The organism is Hungatella hathewayi WAL-18680 (assembly GCF_000235505.1).
GTDB lineage: Bacteria > Bacillota > Clostridia > Lachnospirales > Lachnospiraceae > Hungatella_A > Hungatella_A hathewayi_A.
The window spans coordinates 710851-733726 of the sequence record NZ_JH379027.1; the positions used below are offsets into that span (position 1 = coordinate 710851).

The following is a 22876-nucleotide window of genomic DNA, read 5'->3' on the forward strand; positions in this document are numbered from 1 at the left end:
TTTGTTTTCCTCTCGCACTTATAGATCTAATACAGTTGAATAATTGAGAATTATCCTTCATTAATCTCAATCTGATTCCGAGGATGCCTATTCACCAAGATATCCTTCTGCTTCGAAGAAGAAACATGCGTATAAATCTCCGTAGTCGTAATTGAACTATGCCCCAGCATCCGCTGTATATACCGGATATCCACATCCTGCTCCAGCAGCAGAGTGGCAAAGGAATGGCGGAACATATGTGGCGTGATATGCAGCGGGATGTCCGCCAGCGCCACATATTTATTAATCATAAACCGGACAGACTGGTCTGACAGCTGTCTGTGGAGGCGGTTGACGAAGAAATAGCCACTGGACATAATCTCGTCAAAAAAAGCCGCCCGGTATTGGGACAACGCATGCAGCACATCCCGGTGCCCCACCTGTATCATCCGCTCCTTAGCCCCTTTCCCATAAATGCGAATATTCCCATTATTCAAATCAATATCACCGGCCAAAAGAGAACATAGCTCCGAAATCCGCATCCCGGTAGCAAACAGAAGCTCGCAGACCGCAATATCCCGCAGAAGACATTTTTCCTGATACTCCGTTTTCATCTCCGCCTTCTGCCCATACAGAGCGCTCAGAAAAATCTGAATCGTATGCAGTGGAATCGTCTTCGGCAGCAGCTTCGGCTCCCGGAAGGAAATATCTATTTTATTAAACGGATTATCCCCAATCACCTCAATATACACCAGATAGTGAAAAAACGCCTTTAAACTCGCCGTCTTCCTCTTAATCGTCCGCGGCTTATAATGCTTATGAATTTCCGTAATATAAGTATCAATACTATGTCTCTGCAGCCCATCCCCCCCAATTGATTCAATAAATCCCGCATATTGCGTCAAATCAATCCGATACGCCTTCAACGTCTTCCCATTCAAATTCTTCCTTTGCCTGCAATATTCCAAATATTCACTCATCAACTTCTCCAACCGTTCCATACCCAACACACTCCTTCCACATTTTCCTTCTATTATGAACATAAATGTTGGAAATGTCGATATTTGTCGAAAACCTTGCCCGATTACAGACAAAAAAAGACCCCTCTGCCACACCATGGCAAAGGAGTCCGTCTCCATTTATATATTAATAATATTCCCCGTCTTCCCAGGCGCGGGAGTCACGGCCTGTAACGAATAATTCACAATCATATCCCGGCGGGTATAAGTCCTGTGGAAATTCTGGGTAATCCTCTTCAACACCATCTCCCCATTCTCATACGTAGCCGTAGGGAGTAGCAGCATAAACTGGCTGACACTGTAACGGCAGAACACATCTCCACGCCGGAGCGAAGAGCGGATAGAATCCCTCAGCAAATCCATCCCCTTATTGAGAAATGGCTGCGACAGCAGATTCCCCTTCAAATCGCTGAGCGTCAGCAGGCAGAGATAAATTGAATCCCCCGTACGCTCAATCGAGCGGCTCTCCAGCTGATAAATGTCTTTAAACACCGAATACTCACAGAAAAATGCTCCCGACTTCCGGGTCTCTTCCATCAGCGCCGCCTGAAGCACACTCAAGTCCGTCACAACCCCATGCTTCGTATCGCGGATAATCTTATACAGCGATTTCAAATGCTCCGAAGGCGTGATGGCAAATTCACTGTAAAGCATATCAATCGTATGGTTGTAATGCTCCAGCGCCGCCTGTTGCTGGCCGCCCTTGAACATGGCATAAATCAGGTGATAATGTAAATCTTCATCGTAAGGCTCAATATTGGTAGCCTTCTGACAGATATCAACAACCTTTATATAGTCCTCAGCCTCCATCAAAAACCGAATAGCCGTATGCGCCGTCTTCTGATAAAGCGAGTGATAGTAGGTACTGACCGGAATCACCCAGGATTCATAACTGGATTTTGGAAGAAAATCTCCCTTGTAAATGTCCAATGCCTGGAGACAGGCGTCGAGCCGCTCTTCCGGCGTCCCCTCATTGCCGATTCCCTTATTGACAAGAGCTTCAAATGTATCCGCATCCACAATGGTATTCAAATTCCTGTTCCAGGAATAGGAACCGCGCTGCTGTAAAATAAGCATCTGAGGTGGATAGTCAAGGTCCGTCAATAACTTACGTGCCCGGAACATCAGCGTCTTGAGCGCCCCGCTGGGATTGCTCAAATCTTCGTCCTTCCAGATAAGTTCTATCAACTCTTCCGGAGATATTTCACGATTTCGGAAAGTAAGCAGATATTCCAGTAAAATCCATGCTTTTTTTGATTGGTGATTGCGGTCATCAACAGTCTTGCCGTCAATCGTAATAGAAAATTCACCTAAGGTATTTACAAATACCGTTGGTGACGCTTCTTGTTGTTTCATATTATGTATTCTCCTCGCATTTATCATATCCGGACATAATGATAGACAATACTATAAGTATAAAGATTTTTCCCATAAAAGTCCAGTAGATTAGGGAAAATAATTATCTGGTAAAAATAGGAGAATTTGTAACCGAAATGTAACCATCATAAGCTATGCTATGAATATATACTGGTTGAATCATAACATAGGGAGGGAATTATATGTCTGGAGATGCCAATCAATTCCTGAAAGATTACAGAAATTTTATATTGACCGTTGAGAAACCGGAGAGGGAGGCGCTTAGAGGCTCCCTGTTTCATAAAACATGTGCCGGTGGGGCCCGGTTTGGGACCTTTATGGAAATGGCGCGCCTGGTGGAGGATATCTGTGACCAGGAGTCTGCGCCGAAGGCTGTTGTGGAAGACAGAAGCTTTGTGAAAACTGCCGTGCCGGGACCGGAAAGTCAAAATCGGATTCAGAAAGCCCGTCGATATCATACGGATGGAACATGCAATACGGTCCAGTTTCGCATCTGTTTAAGACACCGTTACAATGCCAGCTGGCAGGGCTGGATAGAGCGTAAGGGAACCAACAATCAAATCGTTTTTCATAGTTTCCTGGAATTAATCGAGCAGATCATGATGGCGTTTCCGGAGGAAGAAGTGGTTTCAGGGGCATTTGGCTATATGCTGGAGAAAGTTAACGGCTGCGGTGTATCAACTGTCGATGCGGCAGGCATGCAGTGGTACACGGTTCCCGGAGCAACTTATCACATTCAGGTACTTTATCAGGAGAACGATACCTGGCAGGGCATTGTGAAATGGCTGGAAGCGAAGGAAACTATGCGTTTCCGGAGTTTTCTTGAGCTTGCAAAGCTGACGGATATGTCATGTGCCGTGGAACTGGAATATGAAGAGTTACAATTAGGATAAAACATGTTATAATATGGAAAAAATGTAACCGATATGTAACGGGAACCTGCTATAATACAAATACTTAGGAACAATAGACGCGATGCTGGTAGGTGCATAATATGAGAAAGAGAAATATCAGAAAGAAAATCAAACAATTTTTCGCAGGGGGTCTGATGGTATGCCTGATGATGCCTTCTTTTGCCGGAGCCACATGGGCCGATGTAGAGACCTATGACTATGTAGGCGTCACAAAAGAGTGCATGATTGATATGGATATCGAGGCCCTTCAGGAAAATATTGAATATGCAATCAGCTATAATGTGCAGTTCAACAGTTCTGTCATGAAATTTGATAGCGAAGATGAGGAACTGGTGAAGCAGTATGAAGCTCTGTTTTCCAGCAAAAAGAACGAGGAACCTCTATATTATGTAGATTATGATTTCGGTGAGAATATTCTCCCCGCCGGAGCCAAAGTATCCGTATTTGCCAGAAAGCAGATGACGGATGCGGTGGAGGAAACGCAGCCGGCAGAGACAGAAGCATCAAAAGCCTCCGTAGCGTCCCCGGCAGAGGCAGCCACAACAGAGCAGAGCGCGCCGACTGAGTCTCAGGAAATTGTGGAATCAGAGACGGTGTCTGACGTATCTGAGCCGGAGAGTACCCAGACAGATTCGACGGCAGATTCGACGGAAGAGACCACACAGGGTGCTATTCAGATAGAGATACCGGACAATTCGGAAGCGATAGAGACTTCAGAAATAACAACTGTCCAGGCCGGAGAACAGGAATCTGTGACGGAACCAATAGATTCGACGGAGCCAACAGAATCAAAGGAGCCAACAGAATCAACAGAGCAAACAGAAACATCCGAAATATCCAGACCAACAGAAATATCTGAACCAACAAAAACATCAGAATTAGAAACATCAATAACAGAAGCATCAACAGAGATATCATCAACAGAAACATCACCGGTAGAAACATCATCAACCGCAACAGCATCACCGACAGTGACAGAAACATCTCCAACGAAAACGCCTGACGTCACAGAGACAGCTGCCGTAGCGGAAGAAAATGATTATGAAAATGCTACCGGCTCCAACGCTGACAAAGCCAAGGCAGAAGATTATAAAATAACCGGAAACGAAGAGATTATCCTTTTTTTCCAAAACAAATCCATTGACGATTACATTTTCCAGGTTCGCATAGGAAATCGCCAGACAGGTAAAATCTATGTTCCCAGTGCGTCCGTATTGCTGGAAGAGACCAATCTGGAGAAGAAACGCCTGGAAGCCTTAGAAGCTCTGGAAACCCTGGAATCCGTAGAAGGCGCCGGCAATCTCGGCGGCGGAGCCGGTGGGGCAGGCGGTGGTGGCGGAGCAGGCGGCTCAGGCAATGGCAGCGCCGACAGCACAGCCGAAAGTGACGACAAAACCGTAACAGACAAGACAGACACAGTCCAGACAGAGACCAATGATTCCGCAGTAACAGAAAGTGATAATCAAAATACAGAGAATGAAAATCCGGAATCCGGAGATATTTCCCAGGGAGAGACCGGTGATAATCAGTCCCCGGAAACAAATGCTCCAGAGGCAGATGACAACAGTCAGGCCCCCGAAGCGAACGCCCCGGAGGCAGACAACAACAATCAGGCCCCTGAGGCCAACGAACCGGAGGCAGCCAACGACAACCAGGCCCCCGAGGCCAACGAACCAGAGGCAGCCAACGACAACGCCCCGGCGGAAGGATTGGAAGTATCCATCTCCACCCACCAGGTACCCCGTGTCGCCGCTCCGGTAGCCGGTGAAGTAAATGACGAAGACTTCGAAAACCGTCCGGGAGCTGACAGCGAAGAGGAAGTTTCCTACGAAGAGGGCTATGTCGCAAGCACAGACCCCAACGAAGAACTGGGTATGGTGCTGGAAGCCTTAATCTACAAAGAAAAAAGCAAAATAAGATTTTACAGCAGTACCTCTTCGGCCCGCAATACCTCCGGTGCGTCGGTGTCCTTCCTGATGAGTGAAGTTAATCAGCGCGCATTGACAGGAGCGACGGGAACGTTGACGATTAAAAAGGAACTGGCTGACGGTGCGGAAACATTTGCTGAAGGGGAAGTATATACCTATGACGTGACACTTGCCAACTTACCGGCGACTGCCACAGTTACCTTGGAAGGGGAAATATTATCCATAGCTGGAAGTAAAATTGAAACTTCCTTATCGCTTGCCCCTGGTGAAAGCAAAACATTTGCCGGCCTGCCAGTCGACACCAGATATACTGTAACGCAGACAGGTGTCCCCGTTGGAGAACTGGAGACGCCGGATGAAATTATCGTTGAAGGTGGAGAAGGAACCGTTGACACTGTAGCCGGTATGGTATCAGGTACCATTCAAGCGGATGGAACGCTGGGAAAAGGCGAGATAGTCTGGGATAAGACGAAGAATGAGTGGTATGATGAGAACGGGCAGTTAGCTGATATCGATGCGATGCTTGGCAGTCAATTTCGTTGGTATATTGATTGGGAAGGCGGTCAAGGTACAACAACAAAAACAACGGCGGAACTACTGAATGGGGAAAAGGGAAGTGCGCAAAAAGTAGTTTTTAATTTGAATGGCGGCGGTATTGATATTTTTTATAACTTAAATCGAAAAACAAGGCAGGATGATAATGTATGGCCTTCGGTGAGAAAGGTTCAAGTAGGTCGAGTAAGCAGCGTGATAGAACAAAGTTATAATAATAAACAAGAGATAGAAGAAATGCTTGGCGACCATTTTATTGATTGGGAATATAACGAGAGAACTAAGGATTATACAACGTTGGTGCAATATGTCAAGTCTTGGCGGGTGAGACCAGCCAGTTCGCTGGCTGATACCGGTTTATCATCGCCCGGTGCCCAGTCAGTAGTTCTGACATACCGTGGGGCTTACAAAGAAAAATTGATCACTATGGTACTGCGCAAACAGTTAGTCTCTTCAGAAAGCGATTCTACCCCAATGGTAGATGATGAAAACCAGACATTTTTATATCGGATAGAGAACATAGAGGAGGGCAGACCGCACACCGGAGAAGCATTCTATGCAACAATTACGGTGGGAAAAGGATCTTCAGAGGCCTCCTGCACGCTCACGAATATACCGGCCAGTACACAATATCTGATTACAGAACTGGATAATCTCCGGTATCTCCCCGTGGGAGGCCCCAGCCAGACCGTCAACCCAATGGAGTCAGAAGACGATATCGTTTTCACCGGCTACAAGGCCTACACCGGATATTTTTCCGATACCAACGTCATTGTAAACCGCGTGACACCGGTTGAGCCTGACAAGTTCCAGCTGACCACCGAATACCCGGACGGCCAGCCGCTGAACCTGAATATCAAATTAACGCCGCCGCCGGCGCTGGTACCGGATAAAGACAAAACAGGTATGGGCGATGGCGGTGACGCGGAACTGCCGGCCGCTTAAACATAACGGCTCACAGATAATAAGAAGAAAGAGGAACAATTCATCATGGCAAAGATTATAACAAAAATATGTAACGCACTGACGATTTTAATACTCATCTGCGTCCTGGCAATCGTAGGCGTATTGTTGATTCCAAGACTGGCTGGCTATGAGACCTTTGCGGTACTGAGCGGCAGTATGGAGCCTTATTATCATGTGGGAAGCGTGGTATTCGTTGACAAATCGGTAACACCGGAGGAAGTGAAAGTCGGTGACCCGATTACCTTTACAAAGACCGACACTCTGGTGGCCACCCATAGAGTGATTGACATCGACAGCGATAAACGGGAATTCCGTACAAAGGGAGATGCCAACGCAACGGAAGACGCGTCGCCGGTATCCTTCGATATGCTGGTAGGGAAAGCTGGAATGTCCGTCCCACTGCTGGGTTACATATCCATCTATATGAAGACCCCAAAGGGGATGTTCGGGATAGCGGCCGTATTCATCGTCATTATCCTGCTTCAGTTGATACCGGAGCTTGTAAAGCCTGAGAAGAAGAAAGAGAGTTGAGGCATCTGTGAAAACAAGAAAAATCTTAATCATATGGTTGTCAAGCCTTGCACTTTGCGTCCTGCTGGTTCTGGGGCTCTACGGCAGACAGACCCTGGCCCTTTTAGGTGCCCAGACCCAGACGGTCAACTCCGGCACTGCCGGGCAGGTATCTGTGGAAGTATACAGCCAAACAGAAGGACTTAATCAGGCGGATATCGGTGTGACCAATATCGGTACATCGGACTGCTATGTCCGGATGATGGTGGTAATGCCAAATGAGTCCATCACAACTACCGGAACCAACAGCATTCTTGAGATATCCGGTGTGAACCTGATAGACTGGATCAAAGGTGACGATGGATATTATTATTACAAAGAGGTACTGCCCGTAGGCGGAACCACAAACTTTTTGTACCGGCTTATCACTTACAGCAACCTGACACCCGATATGAGTCTGGACCAGCTCCAGATAATCACCTATGCGGAAGCCGTCCAAAGCGCCTATCTGAATCTGGAAAACGTATCCGGCGACCTGTCAGACGCCCAAAAAGCCTTTTTACAGGTAAGACAATAAAATTTCATAAAATCTGGTAAATGTAACCGGGTTGTAACCCTCTCTTGTTATATTGTAGTAGTAAGATAAAGAAATCGCTATTACAAAGATAGCAGAGAGGGGTTTTTTGTGAGAAAGAGACTTTTAATCGCAGCAGTGGTTCTGGGACTCGGTGCAATGCTTACCGTTGGCGCATCTCTTGCATTCTTCACAGATAAAGAAGAAGCATACAATGTAGTCACCATGGGCAGCATCGACATAAAATTGAATGAAGAAGTTCCGACACCAGGCGCTGGCGAAGTATGGAAAGTCGCACAGAAAACCGAGGACGGCACGATTGTTGGACTTGAGTACACCAACATTCTTCCAGGAGCAACTCTTGAGAAGAAGGCGGAGATTTCCAACGTTGGAACAAACCCTGCTTACATCAGAGAGAAAATTACAGTTACCGTAACAGGTCGTGACGGCGAAGAACTCTCAGCAGACGGACTGGAATTTTGGAGAAGTGATTACTCCGGAAACCAGACAAAGATATTCACCTGGGGCAATATGGAAGACGCAGATGCCTCCGCAAGAGAAGAAAGCATCACTGATGGCGAGACAGTGACAGACTGCATAACCATCTACGGAGACAAGATTTTAGAAAGCACAGAGAGCGTTTACCTGTTCAGCCATATCAGAGTACCAGCATCCTGGGGAAATGCTTATGCAGGAGCAAGCATCGAGATTCAGCTGACAGCAGAAGCAATTCAGTCTGATTTCATCGAAGTACCGGAAACTGTTGAGCATGCATCTGACAGAGCATGGAACGCATTTCTCAATTTTTGAAAATATTTGAAGAAAATGTAAAATGTAACCAGTATGTAACCGGTAGAGGATATAATGAGTCTATCGAATCAAACAAAGAATGATTGTAAGCGAAAGAAAAAATAAGGATTAGAAAATCAGGAGGATATGAAAATGAAGAAAAAAGTGGTTTTAGGTGTAGCGGTAGTAGCATTAGGAGCATTATTAGCAGTTGGTGGAACATTGGCATGGTTCACAGATACTGAGACAGCAACCAACGTAATCACAACCGGTCTGGTAGATATCAATTTGACAGAGGCTGTGCCAGCTACTCCGGTAGGTGGAAGCGTTGAAGAAAATGAAAATGGTGGTTATTCCTACGCAGGCATTACACCAGGCTCCGTTCTTGAGAAAAAACCGGAAGTTGCCCTGGTTAATAATTCTAACGACGCATGGGTGAGAGTACAGGTAGAAGCAACAGCCGACGCAGCAGATGTTGACTTGACAAAGATGGTTTATATGAAAGACAAGACGGTTGTTGAGCCGGAATTAGTAGACGGTAAACTGTATTTCTATTGCCCGAACGTTTTATCTCTCGGCGGAACATCTACTTACGTACCGTTTGACGAAGTTTCCTTCCCAGGCGCTGACTTCGGCAATGAATTTGCAAATGCTAAAATCGATATTGTATTGACAGCAGAAGCAATCCAGTCCGATAACTTAGGCGCAGAAACTGCTCAGGCAGCATTTGCAGGTCAGGACATTAAACCTCTTGAGACAGAAACGGCAGAGACGTCAGAAGCAAATTCACAGGCATAAAGATATCCGACAGATTTACATATTGATAAGATTTCCCATATTGCCTTGACACAAGTTTGTCAGGGCAATATTATTATAAAGAAGAGGGGGAGTACTGCCCATGAGATGTTCAAGAATAAAAAATTTGGTAAAGAGCATAGCAATCGCATCTGCTATTGTACTGGGCAGTACAACTGCCTACGCCGCACCGGTGACCAACGCCGGAGCGGAGCTGACCGGTAACCGTACCTGGAATTTCACGGTCGGCAAAAACCGGGATTTATTCAGCAACATGAAAGGTTTAATGCCGGGCGACACCATAGAGAATACGGTGGCCATCACCAACAACAGCAGCCAGACCGTATCCTTTTATTTTCGCGTCCAGCCTGGAGATATCAATACCATAGAAGCCGGCTCTGAGGACGCCGCGGCCATCGAAGGTAAGAACTACAAATCCGACTTGCTGGACATCATTTCCATGGAAATCTGGCGTGGAGAGAACCTGTTATACCAGGGAAATGCATCCGGCAGCCAGAATTCAGGCGAGAGCGCAGCTGTTATTTCTCTGGGACAGGTAGAATCCCGTGGGTCTTTGAATCTGCGCATCGTGGTAAAACTACCTGGCAAAGAGATGACCAACGAATTTGCGTCATCATTCAGCAAGATAGACTGGCAGTTTATCGCGGAGGGAACCGACAGCGAAATCCCGGGAGGCGACACCACCGGCGGCAATAACTCCGAAATCGGCGGCAATACCCCAGGTGGCAATCCAGGCGGTGGCAATACCACTGGCGGCAGCAACGCCGGCCCTGGCATCACCCCAGGCGCCACCGGTGACAATAACCAGGCAGCAGCCCAGAACCCGGATGCCGGCAATCAGCCTGCATTGACGGATAACGCAGCAGGCAACGCGCCGGCGGCCGCCACAGCCTATCAGGGCGGTGGTGTCCTGGCCGAAAACGTGCCGGCAGAAGAGTTGTTCCCGGAAGGAACCATCCTTGACAACCCGGATGACATGCAGATTGTAGTTGACGACGAGCCGGTACCGCTGGCAGCATTTTCAGACATGGTAGAGCCTGGAGTTATCATAAGATGGCTGGAAATCTTTATACTCCTCAGCATTATCGGTTTACTGAAGCACTATTTAATTCCGGCAGACAGACGCAAAAAAGAAGCGCTGGAAACAAAATATTAAGAAAATCATCTGTTTTCAAAAAAACCATAATATGATATATTACTTATGACTCCAAAAGAGAAGATATCATATCTTATAGAGAAGACATTTAGCAAAGAAAGGTATAAGACAATGGGAAAATATTTCGGAACAGACGGATTTCGTGGAGAAGCAAATGTAGATTTGACAGTGGAGCATGCATATAAGGTGGGCCGTTTCCTGGGCTGGTATTACGGGCAGAAGGACCCAACCAGCCGATGCCGCATCGTGATTGGCAAGGACACCAGAAGAAGCAGCTACATGTTTGAGTACTCCCTGGTGGCTGGACTGACAGCTTCCGGAGCCGACGTTTATCTGCTTCATGTCACCACGACGCCCAGCGTTTCCTATGTGGTCCGTACCGAAGAATTCAACTGCGGCATCATGATTTCCGCCAGCCACAATCCCTATTACGATAACGGAATCAAAGTTATCAACGAGAAGGGGGAGAAACTGGAGGAGAGCGTCATCGAAGAGATTGAGCGCTATCTGGACGGCGGGATGGGAGAAATCCCTCTTGCGAAGAAAGACCAGATTGGCCGCACCGTGGACTTTGCAGCAGGCAGAAACCGTTACATAGGCTACCTGATTTCCATAGCCACCCGCTCCTTCAAGAACATGAGGGTCGGACTGGACTGCGCCAACGGAAGCGCCTCCGCCATTGCCAAAAACGTATTTGACGCTCTGGGCGCCGAAACCCACGTCATCAACAACAATCCGGATGGCTTAAATATCAACACCGACTGCGGTTCCACCCATATCCATGTGTTACAGCAGTTTGTGAAGGATAACCACCTGGACGTGGGTTTTGCCTACGACGGCGATGCCGACCGCTGTATTGCCGTTGACTGCAACGGAAATGTGGTGGATGGCGATGCCATTCTCTATATCTGTGGAAAATATATGAAAGAGCAGGGAACCCTGTTCAACAAGACGGTGGTAACCACCATTATGTCCAACTTTGGACTCTACAAAGCATTCGACAGGGAAGGCATCTCCTACGAGAAGACCGCTGTCGGTGACAAATATGTGTACGAGAACATGGCCGCCAACGGCAACTGTCTGGGCGGGGAACAGTCAGGCCACATTATCTTCAGCAAGCATGCCACCACAGGCGACGGCATTCTCACATCGCTGAAGGTGATGGAAGTTATCCTGGAGAAGAAACAGCCTTTAGATAAGCTGGCTTCCGAGCTGGAGATATTCCCCCAGGTTCTGAAAAATGTCAAAGTAAAAGACAAGGCAGCCGCACAGGACGACGAAGATGTAAAGGCAGAGGTGTCCAAAGTGTCGGAAGCCCTCGGCGGCGATGGCAGAATCCTCCTTCGCCAGTCCGGCACGGAGCCGGTAGTCCGCGTGATGGTGGAGGCCTCCGACCATGAAACCTGCGAGAAATACGTCGACCAGGTCATCGAAGTGATGAAGGCCAAGGGCCATTTATTATAAAAAGACAGCTTACGAGAAATATTTTTTATTCTGGTGCTCCTTCCGGTAAAGCGAAGGAGCCATATGAAACTGCTGTTTAAAAGCCCGCGAGAAATGGTCCACGGTTTTGTATCCCACAAGAAACGAGATTTCTTCAATGGACTTATTGGAATGAACCAGATGCTCGACAGCGTCATTCATTTTCAGATTCCGAATCATCTCCGTGTAGGTTTTGCCGGTAATCTGTTTAATATAGGAAGAAAGAAAACTGGTGGAATAATGGAAGACCTCGGCCGCCTCACTCAGGGAAGTGGTGCGGTAATTCTTCTCCAGGTAAGAGAGGATGGGAACGAAGTCAATATCCATATTGCCGCTGTAAAACTGATAACTCTTGTGATGGACCCGCAGCATGTTGGAAAATAGGATTTTCAACAGACAGATATTGCAGTCCGGAGCATAGTTGTCATACTTAAACTGTTCCAGATAGATATCCTTGGCAATCTTTTGAATATAATCAAAGCTCTCGGAACTGCCCGCAGAGAGAATCAGAAAATTCTGCTGGTTCCGGTTGGTCAGGATATCTTTAAAAAAGTTTGATAAAATATTGTCAGAAGCCAGCAGGCTGATAAAGGTGGAGTGGAAACTATCGTTATTCATATACTGCTGGATGAGGAAGCTGTTATCGGCTTCCTCTTTTATTTTGTGTCTGGCATTGGGAGAAATGATGCATAGGTCCCCCGGATACAGCATATATTCTTTCCCTTCAAACGTAAAATGATAGCTTCCGGAAAAAACATAGTTAATCTCAAAAAAAGAAGCGTGGTGATGAATCCGCTGTTCCGTCTTCGAAAACAAAAAATTCAGGAAAACATCCGCCCGCCTGTCCGATAACTCACAAATCTCATCAGAACCACGGTTCAAATCCGGGTGTCTGGCCATATATTCCAATTGAAGGGAGTCCCACTCAATATAGAGCCCCTCTGTCTGCTTCTGAAAGGTATCAATCTCGCTGTTTCCCAAATAACAAATTAATCCCTGATTCGAGGCGTGTTCCACATATCTGCCCTGGTGATACAGGGAAAGAAGAACCTCCGTCAGAGCCGGTTCACATTTCTTCTTCTCATATAATTCTTCAATTCGCTGGTTAATCTGCTTAAATGTCAAAAAAAATATCATCGTGACGCCTCCCCATCTGTGTTAGTTCATTATAACAAAAAAATAGCGGAAAACAAATAAAAATTAAAAAAAATGCCGGATTACAAATAAAAAATGACATGGAATTGACGGCAGAATAAGGATAAAATCAACATATAAACAAAAGAAAATAAGTCGTTTGTTTGTGGAAATGACCAACGGACGACAAGGCAAAAATGATGGCGGGAGGTATTTTATGAAGCGAAAAATGATTGCATTAGTAATGACAGGAATGATGGTGGCGACCCTGTTTACAGGGTGCGGCAAATCCACCGGCAGTTCAGCTGGGGGCGAAACAACAGGTGGTGGAGAGACGCAGGCGACAACCGCGGCAGGGAGCCAGAATGATGAAGCCGTCATGCATGCGACCGATGTGGACAATTCCTATGTATTGCCGGAAATCAGTGTGGAGAGCAAGGACATCACATCCTTAGACCCCTTTGATACCAAGAGCGACGGCAAGAATGCTCTCTGGGAAATTTATGAAATGCTCTTCGAGGTAGAAGGTTTCGGCGGCAAAATGTTCCCCATGCTGGCAGATGGAAGCAAAGGCGAGTTCGGCGGCTATGACCACGAAGCGGGAACCAGTGATTACACGGTTTACATCCATGACAATATCTATGATTCAGCCGGAAATCACATCACCGCTAGCGATGTGGCCTTCAGCTACGACAAGACCTTCGCGGCCGGTCAGACCTCCGGATGGTCTGCCTATTCCGAGGGTTGTGTGGAAGTCGTTGACGACTACACCGTAACCTTCCATTTTGCAAATGAACTGAACAAAATGGGAGAAATCGAGAATATCTGGGCAAGGTGCTTTATTGTCAGCGAGAAGGCTTATAACGACAGCCCATCCAAATTTATTTCAGATGCCTGCGGTTCCGGTCCCTACAAGCTGACAGAATTCACCGTGAGTGCAACCTGTACCATCGAGGCAAGAGATGATTACTGGCAGACCGATGAAGAGTGGCTGACACAGTACCAGAGAGCCAACGTTTCCAAGATAAACTATAAGGTAATCACCGAGTCCACTCAGTTTGTGGTAGGTTTGGAAACCGGCGAGATTGACTGTGTTGAGGATTCCATGACAGCCGATTTGATTGGAGATTTCCAGGACGGCGGTTCCTACTCCGACAAGTATTCCGTATACCAGTACAAAAACAATTTGACAACCTATATGATGGCAAACTGCAGCGATGACAGCATCTGCAAGGATGTCAACATGAGAAATGCCATTATGCACGCGGTAGACACCAAGGGGTTACAGGCGGCCCTGGGCGGAGAAAAAGTTGCGGCCAGAACCAACTGCCTGGGCAGCGATGTATTTTCCGATTATAACCCGGAATGGGATACCTGGGATAATTATCAGACTGCATCCGCAGATGCGGACGCGATTCAGAAATATCTGGATGCAGCCGGATATAACGGAGAAACTATCACCATTTTGGCAGTACAGCAGTTCCAGAATTACTGCCAGATCGTGCAGAGCATGCTGCTCAACTATGGAATCAAGAGCGAGATAACACTTTACGACTACGGCACTTATGTGACCACAAAGGCAAACCCGGCATCCTGGGATTTGGTTATCGACCAGATGGCAGCCAGCGATTATCTTGTAAACGTATGGTCCCACGCCATGGATGTGAGCAACACCGGCACCGGTCTGACCGACAACTATGTGTCTGATTCCGAATGGCAGGAAATCCTTGATAAGTGCAAGGTGTCAGAGACCCATACCACGGAGAACATGAATGCATGGTGGCAGCACTGTGTGGACAATGCCTATCTGATGGGCCTGGCAGTGGAGTATGTAAATATCGTTTACCCGGAAAATATGACATCCATTCTGATGACAGACAAAAACCATGTGGTATTCGGCGGATGTACCTATAAAGAGAAATAAATAACTGTAAGATGCGCTGGTTTCGCTGGCGGTGCCGGCAAGAGCCGGCGCATCTTGTTACAGGGAAAAGAAGAGAGGAAAGGTGGCTTTCTTATGTGGCGATATATTGTACAAAGACTGTTGTGGATGATTGTCATTGTATCAAGCGTAGCAGTCATTATCTTTACAATTATGTTCTTCGTGCCAGGCGACCCCGCCGCGATTGCCCTGGGCTCCACGGCGACCCAGGCGGAAATTGACAACTGGCGGGAAATGAACGGCTTAAACGATTCCTACTTCGTACAGCTGGGAAGATACTTGAGTGACACGTTCTTACATCTGGATTTGGGAGTTTCCTACGCCTATAAGGTACCGGTCATTCAGGAATTTGCAAAACGCATTCCTAGGACACTGACCCTGGGGCTTATCACGATTCTGGTGGATGCGTTAATCGGAATCCCTCTGGGAGTCACGGCGGCCATGCACCAGAACCGGTTTCTCGACCGGGTGCTTATGGTGGTGGCCATGATTGGCGTCTCCCTTCCGGATTTCTGGCTGGCGCTGATGTTAATCATCTTATTCTCCTTAAAGCTGGGCTGGCTTCCTGCTATGGGAATCGGGGGCGTGCAGTACTGGATTATGCCGGTGATATCGGCGGCCGTCGCTGGCATTGCCATGAATGCGAGACAGACCAGATCCGCGGTTCTGGAGACAAAACGGGCGGACTTTATCACCACGGCAAGGGCGAAGGGCCTGCGGGAAGCCATCGTCATCTACAAGCATCTGATGCCCAATGCACTGATACCGGTCATCAACAATCTGGGAACCCAGTTCGCGGTGGTCATCGCCGGCACGGTTGTCATAGAATCCGTATTTTCCTTCCCAGGAGTCGGACTCTATCTGCTGAGCGGAATTTCAGCCAGAGACTATCCGGTTATCCGGGGATGCGTCCTGATACTGGCGGTCTTTGCGTCACTGGCTGTCCTGATTGTGGACTTAATCTATGCATTTATCGATCCGAGAATCAAAGCACAGTATGCCAATACTGCGGCAAAGAAAGGCAGGGTGAAGTGACATGGCGGCGGCAAAGAAAAAGAAGAGCGGATTCAGTCAGATTGTGAAGCGGCTCCGGAAGAATAAAACGGCGATGTTTGGGCTGGTAGTCATTGTTCTGCTGATTCTTCTGGCAATATTTGCACCACTCATCGCACCCTACAATCCGACCTACATGGATTATTCAGCCATCAACGCGACGCCCAGCCGGGCACACTGGTTTGGCTGTGATAATCTGGGGCGCGATATCTTGAGCCGTATCTTGTACGGAGCGAGATATTCCCTCTCCCTGGGTTTGATTACGGCCTTGATTGGCTGCTTTGTGGGTCTGTTTTTTGGAATCTGGATTGGATATACCGGAGGAAAAGCCGATATGATATGGATGCGTGTGATGGATATCTGGTCAGCGATTCCCGGCCAGCTTCTGGCAATTGTGATTTCTACAGCTCTGGGAGCCGGATTTGTCAATACCATCATCGCCATGAGCATCGGCGGCATTCCCGGAAGCATCCGAAGCTCCAGGGCCATGTGCTTAAAAGAGCGGGAGATGGAATATCTGGAAGCGGCGAGAAGCATCAACTGCAGCAAATTTAAAATCATGTATATCCATATGCTGCCCAACATCGTGGCCCCGGCCATTGTGGGAACCACGATGAGTATCGGAACTACCATTATGGGGGCGGCCGGCCTTTCCTTTATCGGTCTTGGCATTCAGCCTCCGTCACCGGAATGGGGAGCCATGCTGTCGGCAGGAAGAGGCTTTATCTTACAGTATCCCCATATGCTGATATTTCCGGGGCTTGCTCTGGCAATCACCGTGCTGGCAATCAACCTGTTTGGTGACGGCCTGCGCGATGCCATTGACCCGAAGAACTAACAGGTAAAGGAGCGGAGGAAAATGAGTAAGTATTTGGAAATACAGGGATTGAAGGTTGTGTATACCTCAGATGAGGAAACCGTGTATGCGGTAAACGGAGTGGACTTATCGCTGGAACGCGGCCAGACTCTTGGTCTGGTGGGAGAGACAGGGGCTGGCAAAACCACGATTGCGAAGTCAATCCTCAGAATTCTGCCGGAGCGTCAATCCAAAATTACAGCGGGAGAAATCAGAATTGAAGGCGAAAATCTCCTGGAAAAACCGGAGCGGGATATGCTGCCCATCCGTGGAAATAAAGTGGCCATGATTTTTCAGGACCCAATGACAGCCCTGAATCCGACCATGACAGTGGGAGAGCAGATATCGGAGGTTATCGCACTCCACGGCAAGGGTACCAGACAAGAGGTGGAAAACCGTACCATCGAAATGCTGGAGATGGTAGGAATTCCGGCAGAGCGCTATCTGGAATATCCACACCAGTTTTCCGGCGGCATGAAGCAGAGAGTTGTGATTGCCATGGCTCTTGCGTGTAATCCGGAGCTTCTGCTGGCCGACGAGCCGACCACAGCCCTGGACGTGACGATTCAGGCCCAGGTACTGGATATGATTAACAATTTAAAGAAAAAATTTAACACGGCCATGATGCTGATTACCCATGATTTGGGCGTTGTTGCGGAAACCTGTGATATGGTGGCGGTCATTTATGCAGGCCAGGTGGTGGAGTACGCGTCAAAAGAAGAACTGTTTGACAACAAGAAGCATCCCTACACCCAGGGGCTGTTTTCATCCGTACCCAGCTTAAAGGACGATGCCAAAAGACTGAAACCGATACCCGGCCTGCCGCCGGACCCCACCAGTCTGCCGGAGGGATGTACGTTCCATCCCAGGTGTCCCTACGCGACGGAGACCTGCAGACACGTTGTGCCGGAGCTTCGGGAAATCACACCGGGACATCTATGCAGATGTCACAGAACAGATGGACAGGAGGGGTAACAGATGGCATTGATTGAGATAGAACATTTAAAAAAATATTTTAACGTGGCCTCCGGGGTTAACCATGCGGTAGATGATATTACGCTGAAAATCGAAAAAGGCCATACCATGGGAATCGTCGGGGAGTCGGGATGCGGCAAATCCACCCTGGGCCGGACCATCATTCATCTGCACGAGGCGACGGACGGCGTGATTCGACTGGGTGGGAAGGACATCACCCACGCGTCAGGAAAAGAGTTAAAGCAAATCCGGGAGAAAATGCAGATTATTTTTCAGGACCCCTACGCCTCCTTAAATCCCCGAATGACCATGGAAGCGACCGTGCGGGAACCGTTGGTGGAGGCCCACCGTTTTTCAAAGACAGAGATTGCCCGGCGGACAGAAGAATTGATGGACCGGGTGGGAATCGAGGAGCGGCTGCGGCTGTCCTACCCTCACGAGCTGGATGGCGGGCGGAGACAGCGTATCGGCATCGCCAGAGCCATTGCGCTGAATCCGGAATTTATCATGTGTGATGAGCCTGTGAGCGCCCTGGATGTCTCGATTCAGGCCCAGGTGTTGAATCTGCTGATGGATTTACAGGAGGAATGTGGTCTGACTTATATGTTTGTCACCCACGATTTATCCGTAGTGCGACATATATCGGATGACATCAGTGTGATGTACCTTGGACAGCTGGTGGAAACGTCGCCGGCAAAGGAGCTGTTTCGCAGGACACTTCACCCCTACACCAAGGCGCTGTTGTCTGCCATACCGTCCATGGACATCCATCATCCCATGCAGCGGGTCCAGCTGAAAGGTGAGATTACATCGGCTATAAATCCGAAGCCGGGATGCCGGTTTGCACCGAGGTGTCCCTATGCCACAGAGGCGTGTCTGGAACCGCAGCGTTTGGAAGAAATCGAACCGAAGCATTTTGTCTCATGCTGCCGGGTTCGGGAAATAAATAACTAGACCAGGAGGAACGAAGCGTGATAAAAACCATAGATTTTAGCTGTAAACACGACAGACTGATTCGAAATTCTGACGGCTCCCTGTTACCGATGGATGAGCCATATTATGAGGTGGAATCGGTGGCGCCGGGGACATGGAAGATACTGAGCTCCGGGGATTATTCCTATCTGGTGGAAGGGGAAGAGGAGGCCATCGCCATTGACACCGGTTACGGGGCCGGAAATATCAGAGAGTATTTACAGACTCTGACAGACAAACCAGTCAAAAATGTAATTAATACCCACGACCACTTTGACCATACGGCCAACAATGCCTACTTTGAGATGGCATACATGTCAAAAGAGACGGAGCCGCTGGCAACCATTCCATTTCCCAGCTTTGAGGGAATTGAATTTCCGAGGGACTACAAGAAAGTTATTGTGGATGACGGGGATGTCATCGATTTAGGTGGAAGAACACTGACGATTTTTAAGATACCGGACCATGCGGTCGGAAGCATTGCCATGCTGGATTCCAGGGAGAAGCTGTTATATACCGGGGATGAGTTCATGCCGCTGCCCATGGGAAAACACCTGAATATAGGGGTAAAAAGTTTTTTGGGACATTTGGAAAAATTGATGGCGGTCCGCGATCAGTTTGACAGACTGTGCGGCGGAGGAGGCGTGCTGAATGCCAATCTGGTGAACCAGTTTTATGACTGTGCCTCCTATATCCTGGCCGGACATGAGGGGAGCCGGGAATTTGCACCAGGGAAGCCGCCCAAACAACCGGAGGATGCGGCGCGCCGTATTATCTACGACCGCAGGATGCCCCACCCGGAAGACTTGCACCGGGAGGATGACGGGAACGAATTTTTAAGGTGCATGGATTATGCGGGAATCCGGATTGTCTATGATATTCGAAAGGTTTATGAGTAGCCAGATAAGAGAGGCGGAACGATTGATGGAAAATTCAGTAAAAAAGATAGTGGCAGTGGCGCCGCCATATCCGGATGGACAGAAGCTGGATACGCTGGTTATTGAGTATCCATGTGAGATAGCTGGGGAAAGCGTGGACTGCTCCAAATTTCAGGTAAAGGACAGAACCATAGAGGCGGCCTACACCTCCCCCCGGCCGGAGCGGGCAGCGGCAGCTGAAAACGGAAGCTATGTAATCCTGGAATTGAGTTTGAAGGACAGCCGCGCCAAAATTATTCCGGCGCCGCAGATGGGAGAGAAGGGAGCGGGGCGGAAAGAGCCGCCGGAAGGCGTTCCCAATCTGCCGCAGCAGGCGAGACGAGAAATAAAAGAAAGAGTGTGCCAGAGAGAGGCAGTCAGGTGCGTGGATGGCGGGGAGATTCCGCCGTGGGAAGCAGAATCGGATACGATTATTCAGTCGGTGATTGATGAGTTTCAACAGTTTACCTTCGAGGGAATCCCATACAACCTGTATATTCCAAAGATGACTAAGATGGCGGGGACGGCAGGGGAAGAGATGGAGCAGAAATATCCGCTGGTCGTATTTCTCCACGATGCCGGTCCCAATGGGGCGGATGTATTTTTAACGTTGGCACAGGGCAACGGGGCAACCAGTTTTGCCAGTGAGAACATGCAGCAGAAATATCCGTCCTTTGTGCTGGCGCCCCAGATTCCCAAGGAGGTCTATCTGACCAGTGATGATTTCACCTGCGCGGGGGAGATAGAGACGCTTAAGCGTATGATAGACCATGTGGTGGAGAATTACCCGATTGATAAGAAGAGGATTTTATACACGGGACAGTCCCAGGGCTGTATGGCCGGATGTGAGCTGAATGTGCGGTATCCGGGATATTTTGCGGCGTCCCTTCTGGTGGCCGGGCAGTGGAATCCAAAGACCGTGGGAAAGAATTGCTGTCATCAGAAATTCTGGATATTCGTGTCTGACGGAGACAGAAAGGCGTGTCCGGGAATGACGGAGGTGACAGAGGAGCTGGAAAAGAACGGCGCCAAAGTAGGCCGGTACCACTGGAATGCCAAATGGCCGGCGGACCGGCTGAATCAGGCAGTCCGGGAAGCATTAAAGGACGACTGCAACATTCGTTTTACTATTTTTGATGACCATTCCGTCATACCTGACGGGGAGGACGACAATCCGGGTACGAACCACATGGGAACGTGGCCGGTGGTGTATCGCATTGATGCTGTCAGAGAATGGCTGGTATCGCAGGAGGGCGAGGAGTGGGGCCCCGAAGAGCAGGAGCCGGAAGAATCTGTCTTGGAAGAACTTGACCCCAAACAATTGGGCATGACAGGGGAAGATTATCTGCATGGAAATCACGGGTTGCCACAGGATTACCAAAAATGCTACGAATACTCCAAGAGGGCGGCGCAGCTTGGAAATATCCGCTCCTATACCGTGCTGGGCATTTTGTACCGGGACGGGTGTTATGTAGAGAAAGATATTTCACGGGCCATGGAATATTTTGACCATGCGGCGGCCGGGGGAGACTTTAAGGCCCCACGTTTTATCGGAGCCCTTTATGAAGAGGGCGACGGGGTGAGACAGGATTATCAGGAGGCATTCTACTGGTACCAGATGGCCGCGGAACGAGGGGATATCACCGCCAAATTCCTGCTGGGCCGGCTGTATGAGCGGGGGCTTGGAGTCGGCCGGGATTACAAACGGGCCATGGAACTGTATCTTGATTCCGGTTCCAGAGGGGATGTCATTGCGGCCCCTGCCATCGAGGCGGTCGCCAGACTGTACCGTGAGGGCTTGGGCGTGCAGCAGGATGAGCAAGAAGCCAGAGAATGGCAGAACAAATATGAGACAGCCCGTAGCACCAGGCTGCATTAGAAAAATGGAGGAAACTAACATATGGTAATAGATGCTAATATGTATTGGATGCCGGAAGAATTATTCACCAGCGAATCCCGCTTGCAGGAATTCTTAAGATGCATTCCAACACAATATAATATGAAGGCTTACACCGAGGAAATTGGAGATACCGGCAGACAGCAGATTATTATAGAAAAACCGGTGGGTTATCAGAATCTCAACTATGCGCAGGGCGAATATCAGGTGGAGCAGCAGCTTCGGGACATGGAAGAGGCCGGGGTGGACCACGCCATACTAAAAACACCCTGTGCCCAGGAGTGGCTGACGCTGGAACTGTGCAGAATTTTCAACGATGGAATGGCGGAGCATGTAAAAAAAGGAAACGGAAAATTCTCGGCCCTGGCCGTGATACCTCCGCTATCCGGAAAAGAAGGAATCTATGAACTGGAGCGCTGCGTCAAGGAGCTGGGAATGACGGGTGTCCAGTTGTCCGCCCACTACGGGAATTTATACCTGGACCATGAGGCATTCCGCCCCTTCTTAAAAAAACTGAACGATATGAAGATACCGGCCTATGTACACCATACCCCGGTGCCGGTGGAGTATCAGTCCCTGTATGAATACAACAATCTGCGGCGCTCCTATGGCAGATGTGTCGACCAGACAACCGCAATCGGCCGGGAGATATTCAGCGGAATGTTTGACGAACTGCCGGAACTCCGGCTGGTTCACTCCATGCTTGGCGGCGCCTTCTTCGCCTATATGGATTCCATGTTCCACAAAAAGCCGGGAAAAGACACCGACACCGTCAAACGGTTTGACACCGACACGGACAGGATGTGCAGACAGATTCGGGAGAACATTTACTTTGAAATGTCCCACGCACAGCCCTGGGGGCCCGTCCTGCTGGATGCGGCAGTCAAGATACTCGGCGCCGACCATATCATATTCGGCTCCTCCTATCCGGTGAGAAGAGAGTGGCTGACGGAGGGCGCCGGCTTTATCAAAGCGATGGACATTTCGGAAGAAGAAAAAGAAATGATGTTATCCGGAAATGCAAAACGGATTTACCAATTAAAAATATAACAGCGTTCCGGCAGAAGA

At 48.7% G+C, this 22876-nt stretch carries 19 protein-coding genes; 16 read left to right on the forward strand and 3 right to left on the reverse strand.

Annotation, left to right across the window (positions count from 1 at the left end; all coding sequences use genetic code 11):
- Positions 1-50: 50 nt before the first annotated feature.
- Both HMPREF9473_RS03285 and HMPREF9473_RS03290 read right to left on the reverse strand, forming a co-directional pair.
- Positions 51-980: a tyrosine-type recombinase/integrase gene (locus HMPREF9473_RS03285; protein ID WP_006778639.1), complete on the reverse strand. Its 930-nt coding sequence runs from the start codon at positions 978-980 to the stop codon at positions 51-53.
- A gap of 138 nt (positions 981-1118) precedes the next feature.
- The gene (locus HMPREF9473_RS03290) at positions 1119-2354 is read right to left on the reverse strand and encodes a BTAD domain-containing putative transcriptional regulator (RefSeq protein WP_006778640.1); all 1236 of its coding nucleotides are present in this window, start codon (positions 2352-2354) and stop codon (positions 1119-1121) included.
- A gap of 203 nt (positions 2355-2557) precedes the next feature.
- Between HMPREF9473_RS03290 and HMPREF9473_RS28020 the strand changes: the two genes are divergently transcribed.
- The 8 genes from HMPREF9473_RS28020 (at position 2558) to glmM (ending at position 12044) form a co-directional block, all read left to right on the forward strand.
- Positions 2558-3268, forward strand: coding sequence for a hypothetical protein (locus tag HMPREF9473_RS28020; RefSeq protein WP_006778641.1), 711 nt, complete (start codon positions 2558-2560; stop codon positions 3266-3268).
- A 101-nt stretch (positions 3269-3369) separates the two neighbouring features.
- Positions 3370-6714: a hypothetical protein gene (locus HMPREF9473_RS03300; protein ID WP_034857890.1), complete on the forward strand. Its 3345-nt coding sequence runs from the start codon at positions 3370-3372 to the stop codon at positions 6712-6714.
- 45 nt (positions 6715-6759) lie between these two features.
- A complete protein-coding gene (locus HMPREF9473_RS03305) occupies positions 6760-7266 on the forward strand; it encodes a signal peptidase I (RefSeq protein ID WP_006778644.1) in 507 nt (168 codons plus the stop codon).
- A gap of 7 nt (positions 7267-7273) precedes the next feature.
- Positions 7274-7822, forward strand: coding sequence for a hypothetical protein (locus tag HMPREF9473_RS03310; protein WP_006778645.1), 549 nt, complete (start codon positions 7274-7276; stop codon positions 7820-7822).
- A gap of 108 nt (positions 7823-7930) precedes the next feature.
- The gene (locus tag HMPREF9473_RS03315) at positions 7931-8629 is read left to right on the forward strand and encodes a TasA family protein (RefSeq protein WP_006778646.1); all 699 of its coding nucleotides are present in this window, start codon (positions 7931-7933) and stop codon (positions 8627-8629) included.
- 132 nt (positions 8630-8761) lie between these two features.
- Entirely contained in the window at positions 8762-9406 is a 645-nt protein-coding gene (locus HMPREF9473_RS03320) for a TasA family protein (protein ID WP_006778647.1), read from the forward strand.
- A gap of 100 nt (positions 9407-9506) precedes the next feature.
- Entirely contained in the window at positions 9507-10580 is a 1074-nt protein-coding gene (locus HMPREF9473_RS03325; protein WP_006778648.1) for a hypothetical protein, read from the forward strand.
- A 111-nt stretch (positions 10581-10691) separates the two neighbouring features.
- A complete protein-coding gene (gene glmM, locus HMPREF9473_RS03330; protein WP_006778649.1) occupies positions 10692-12044 on the forward strand; it encodes a phosphoglucosamine mutase in 1353 nt (450 codons plus the stop codon).
- 9 nt (positions 12045-12053) lie between these two features.
- Here glmM and HMPREF9473_RS03335 read toward each other — a convergent pair whose 3' ends face one another.
- Positions 12054-13199, reverse strand: a complete 1146-nt coding sequence (locus HMPREF9473_RS03335; RefSeq protein ID WP_006778650.1) for an AraC family transcriptional regulator — start codon at positions 13197-13199, stop codon at positions 12054-12056.
- 214 nt (positions 13200-13413) lie between these two features.
- On the opposite strand from HMPREF9473_RS03335, the gene HMPREF9473_RS03340 reads away from it, so the two are divergent.
- The 8 genes from HMPREF9473_RS03340 (at position 13414) to HMPREF9473_RS03375 (ending at position 22858) form a co-directional block, all read left to right on the forward strand.
- On the forward strand, positions 13414-15120 hold the full coding sequence (locus HMPREF9473_RS03340) for an ABC transporter substrate-binding protein (RefSeq protein WP_006778651.1): 1707 nt from the start codon (positions 13414-13416) through the stop codon (positions 15118-15120).
- 93 nt (positions 15121-15213) lie between these two features.
- Positions 15214-16173 (forward strand): ABC transporter permease, encoded by a 960-nt coding sequence (locus tag HMPREF9473_RS03345; protein WP_006778652.1) that lies wholly within the window; start codon positions 15214-15216, stop codon positions 16171-16173.
- Position 16174: 1 nt separating this feature from the next.
- Complete coding sequence (locus tag HMPREF9473_RS03350) at positions 16175-17029, forward strand: ABC transporter permease (protein ID WP_006778653.1); 855 nt, start codon at positions 16175-16177, stop codon at positions 17027-17029.
- A gap of 21 nt (positions 17030-17050) precedes the next feature.
- Positions 17051-18022, forward strand: coding sequence for an ABC transporter ATP-binding protein (locus HMPREF9473_RS03355; RefSeq protein ID WP_006778654.1), 972 nt, complete (start codon positions 17051-17053; stop codon positions 18020-18022).
- 3 nt (positions 18023-18025) lie between these two features.
- A complete protein-coding gene (locus tag HMPREF9473_RS03360; RefSeq protein WP_006778655.1) occupies positions 18026-18976 on the forward strand; it encodes an ABC transporter ATP-binding protein in 951 nt (316 codons plus the stop codon).
- Between the two features lie 17 nt (positions 18977-18993).
- Positions 18994-19893 (forward strand): MBL fold metallo-hydrolase, encoded by a 900-nt coding sequence (locus HMPREF9473_RS25925; RefSeq protein WP_006778656.1) that lies wholly within the window; start codon positions 18994-18996, stop codon positions 19891-19893.
- 25 nt (positions 19894-19918) lie between these two features.
- Positions 19919-21790, forward strand: a complete 1872-nt coding sequence (locus HMPREF9473_RS03370; RefSeq protein ID WP_006778657.1) for an SEL1-like repeat protein — start codon at positions 19919-19921, stop codon at positions 21788-21790.
- 39 nt (positions 21791-21829) lie between these two features.
- On the forward strand, positions 21830-22858 hold the full coding sequence (locus HMPREF9473_RS03375; RefSeq protein ID WP_242830770.1) for an amidohydrolase family protein: 1029 nt from the start codon (positions 21830-21832) through the stop codon (positions 22856-22858).
- Positions 22859-22876 lie beyond the last annotated feature (18 nt).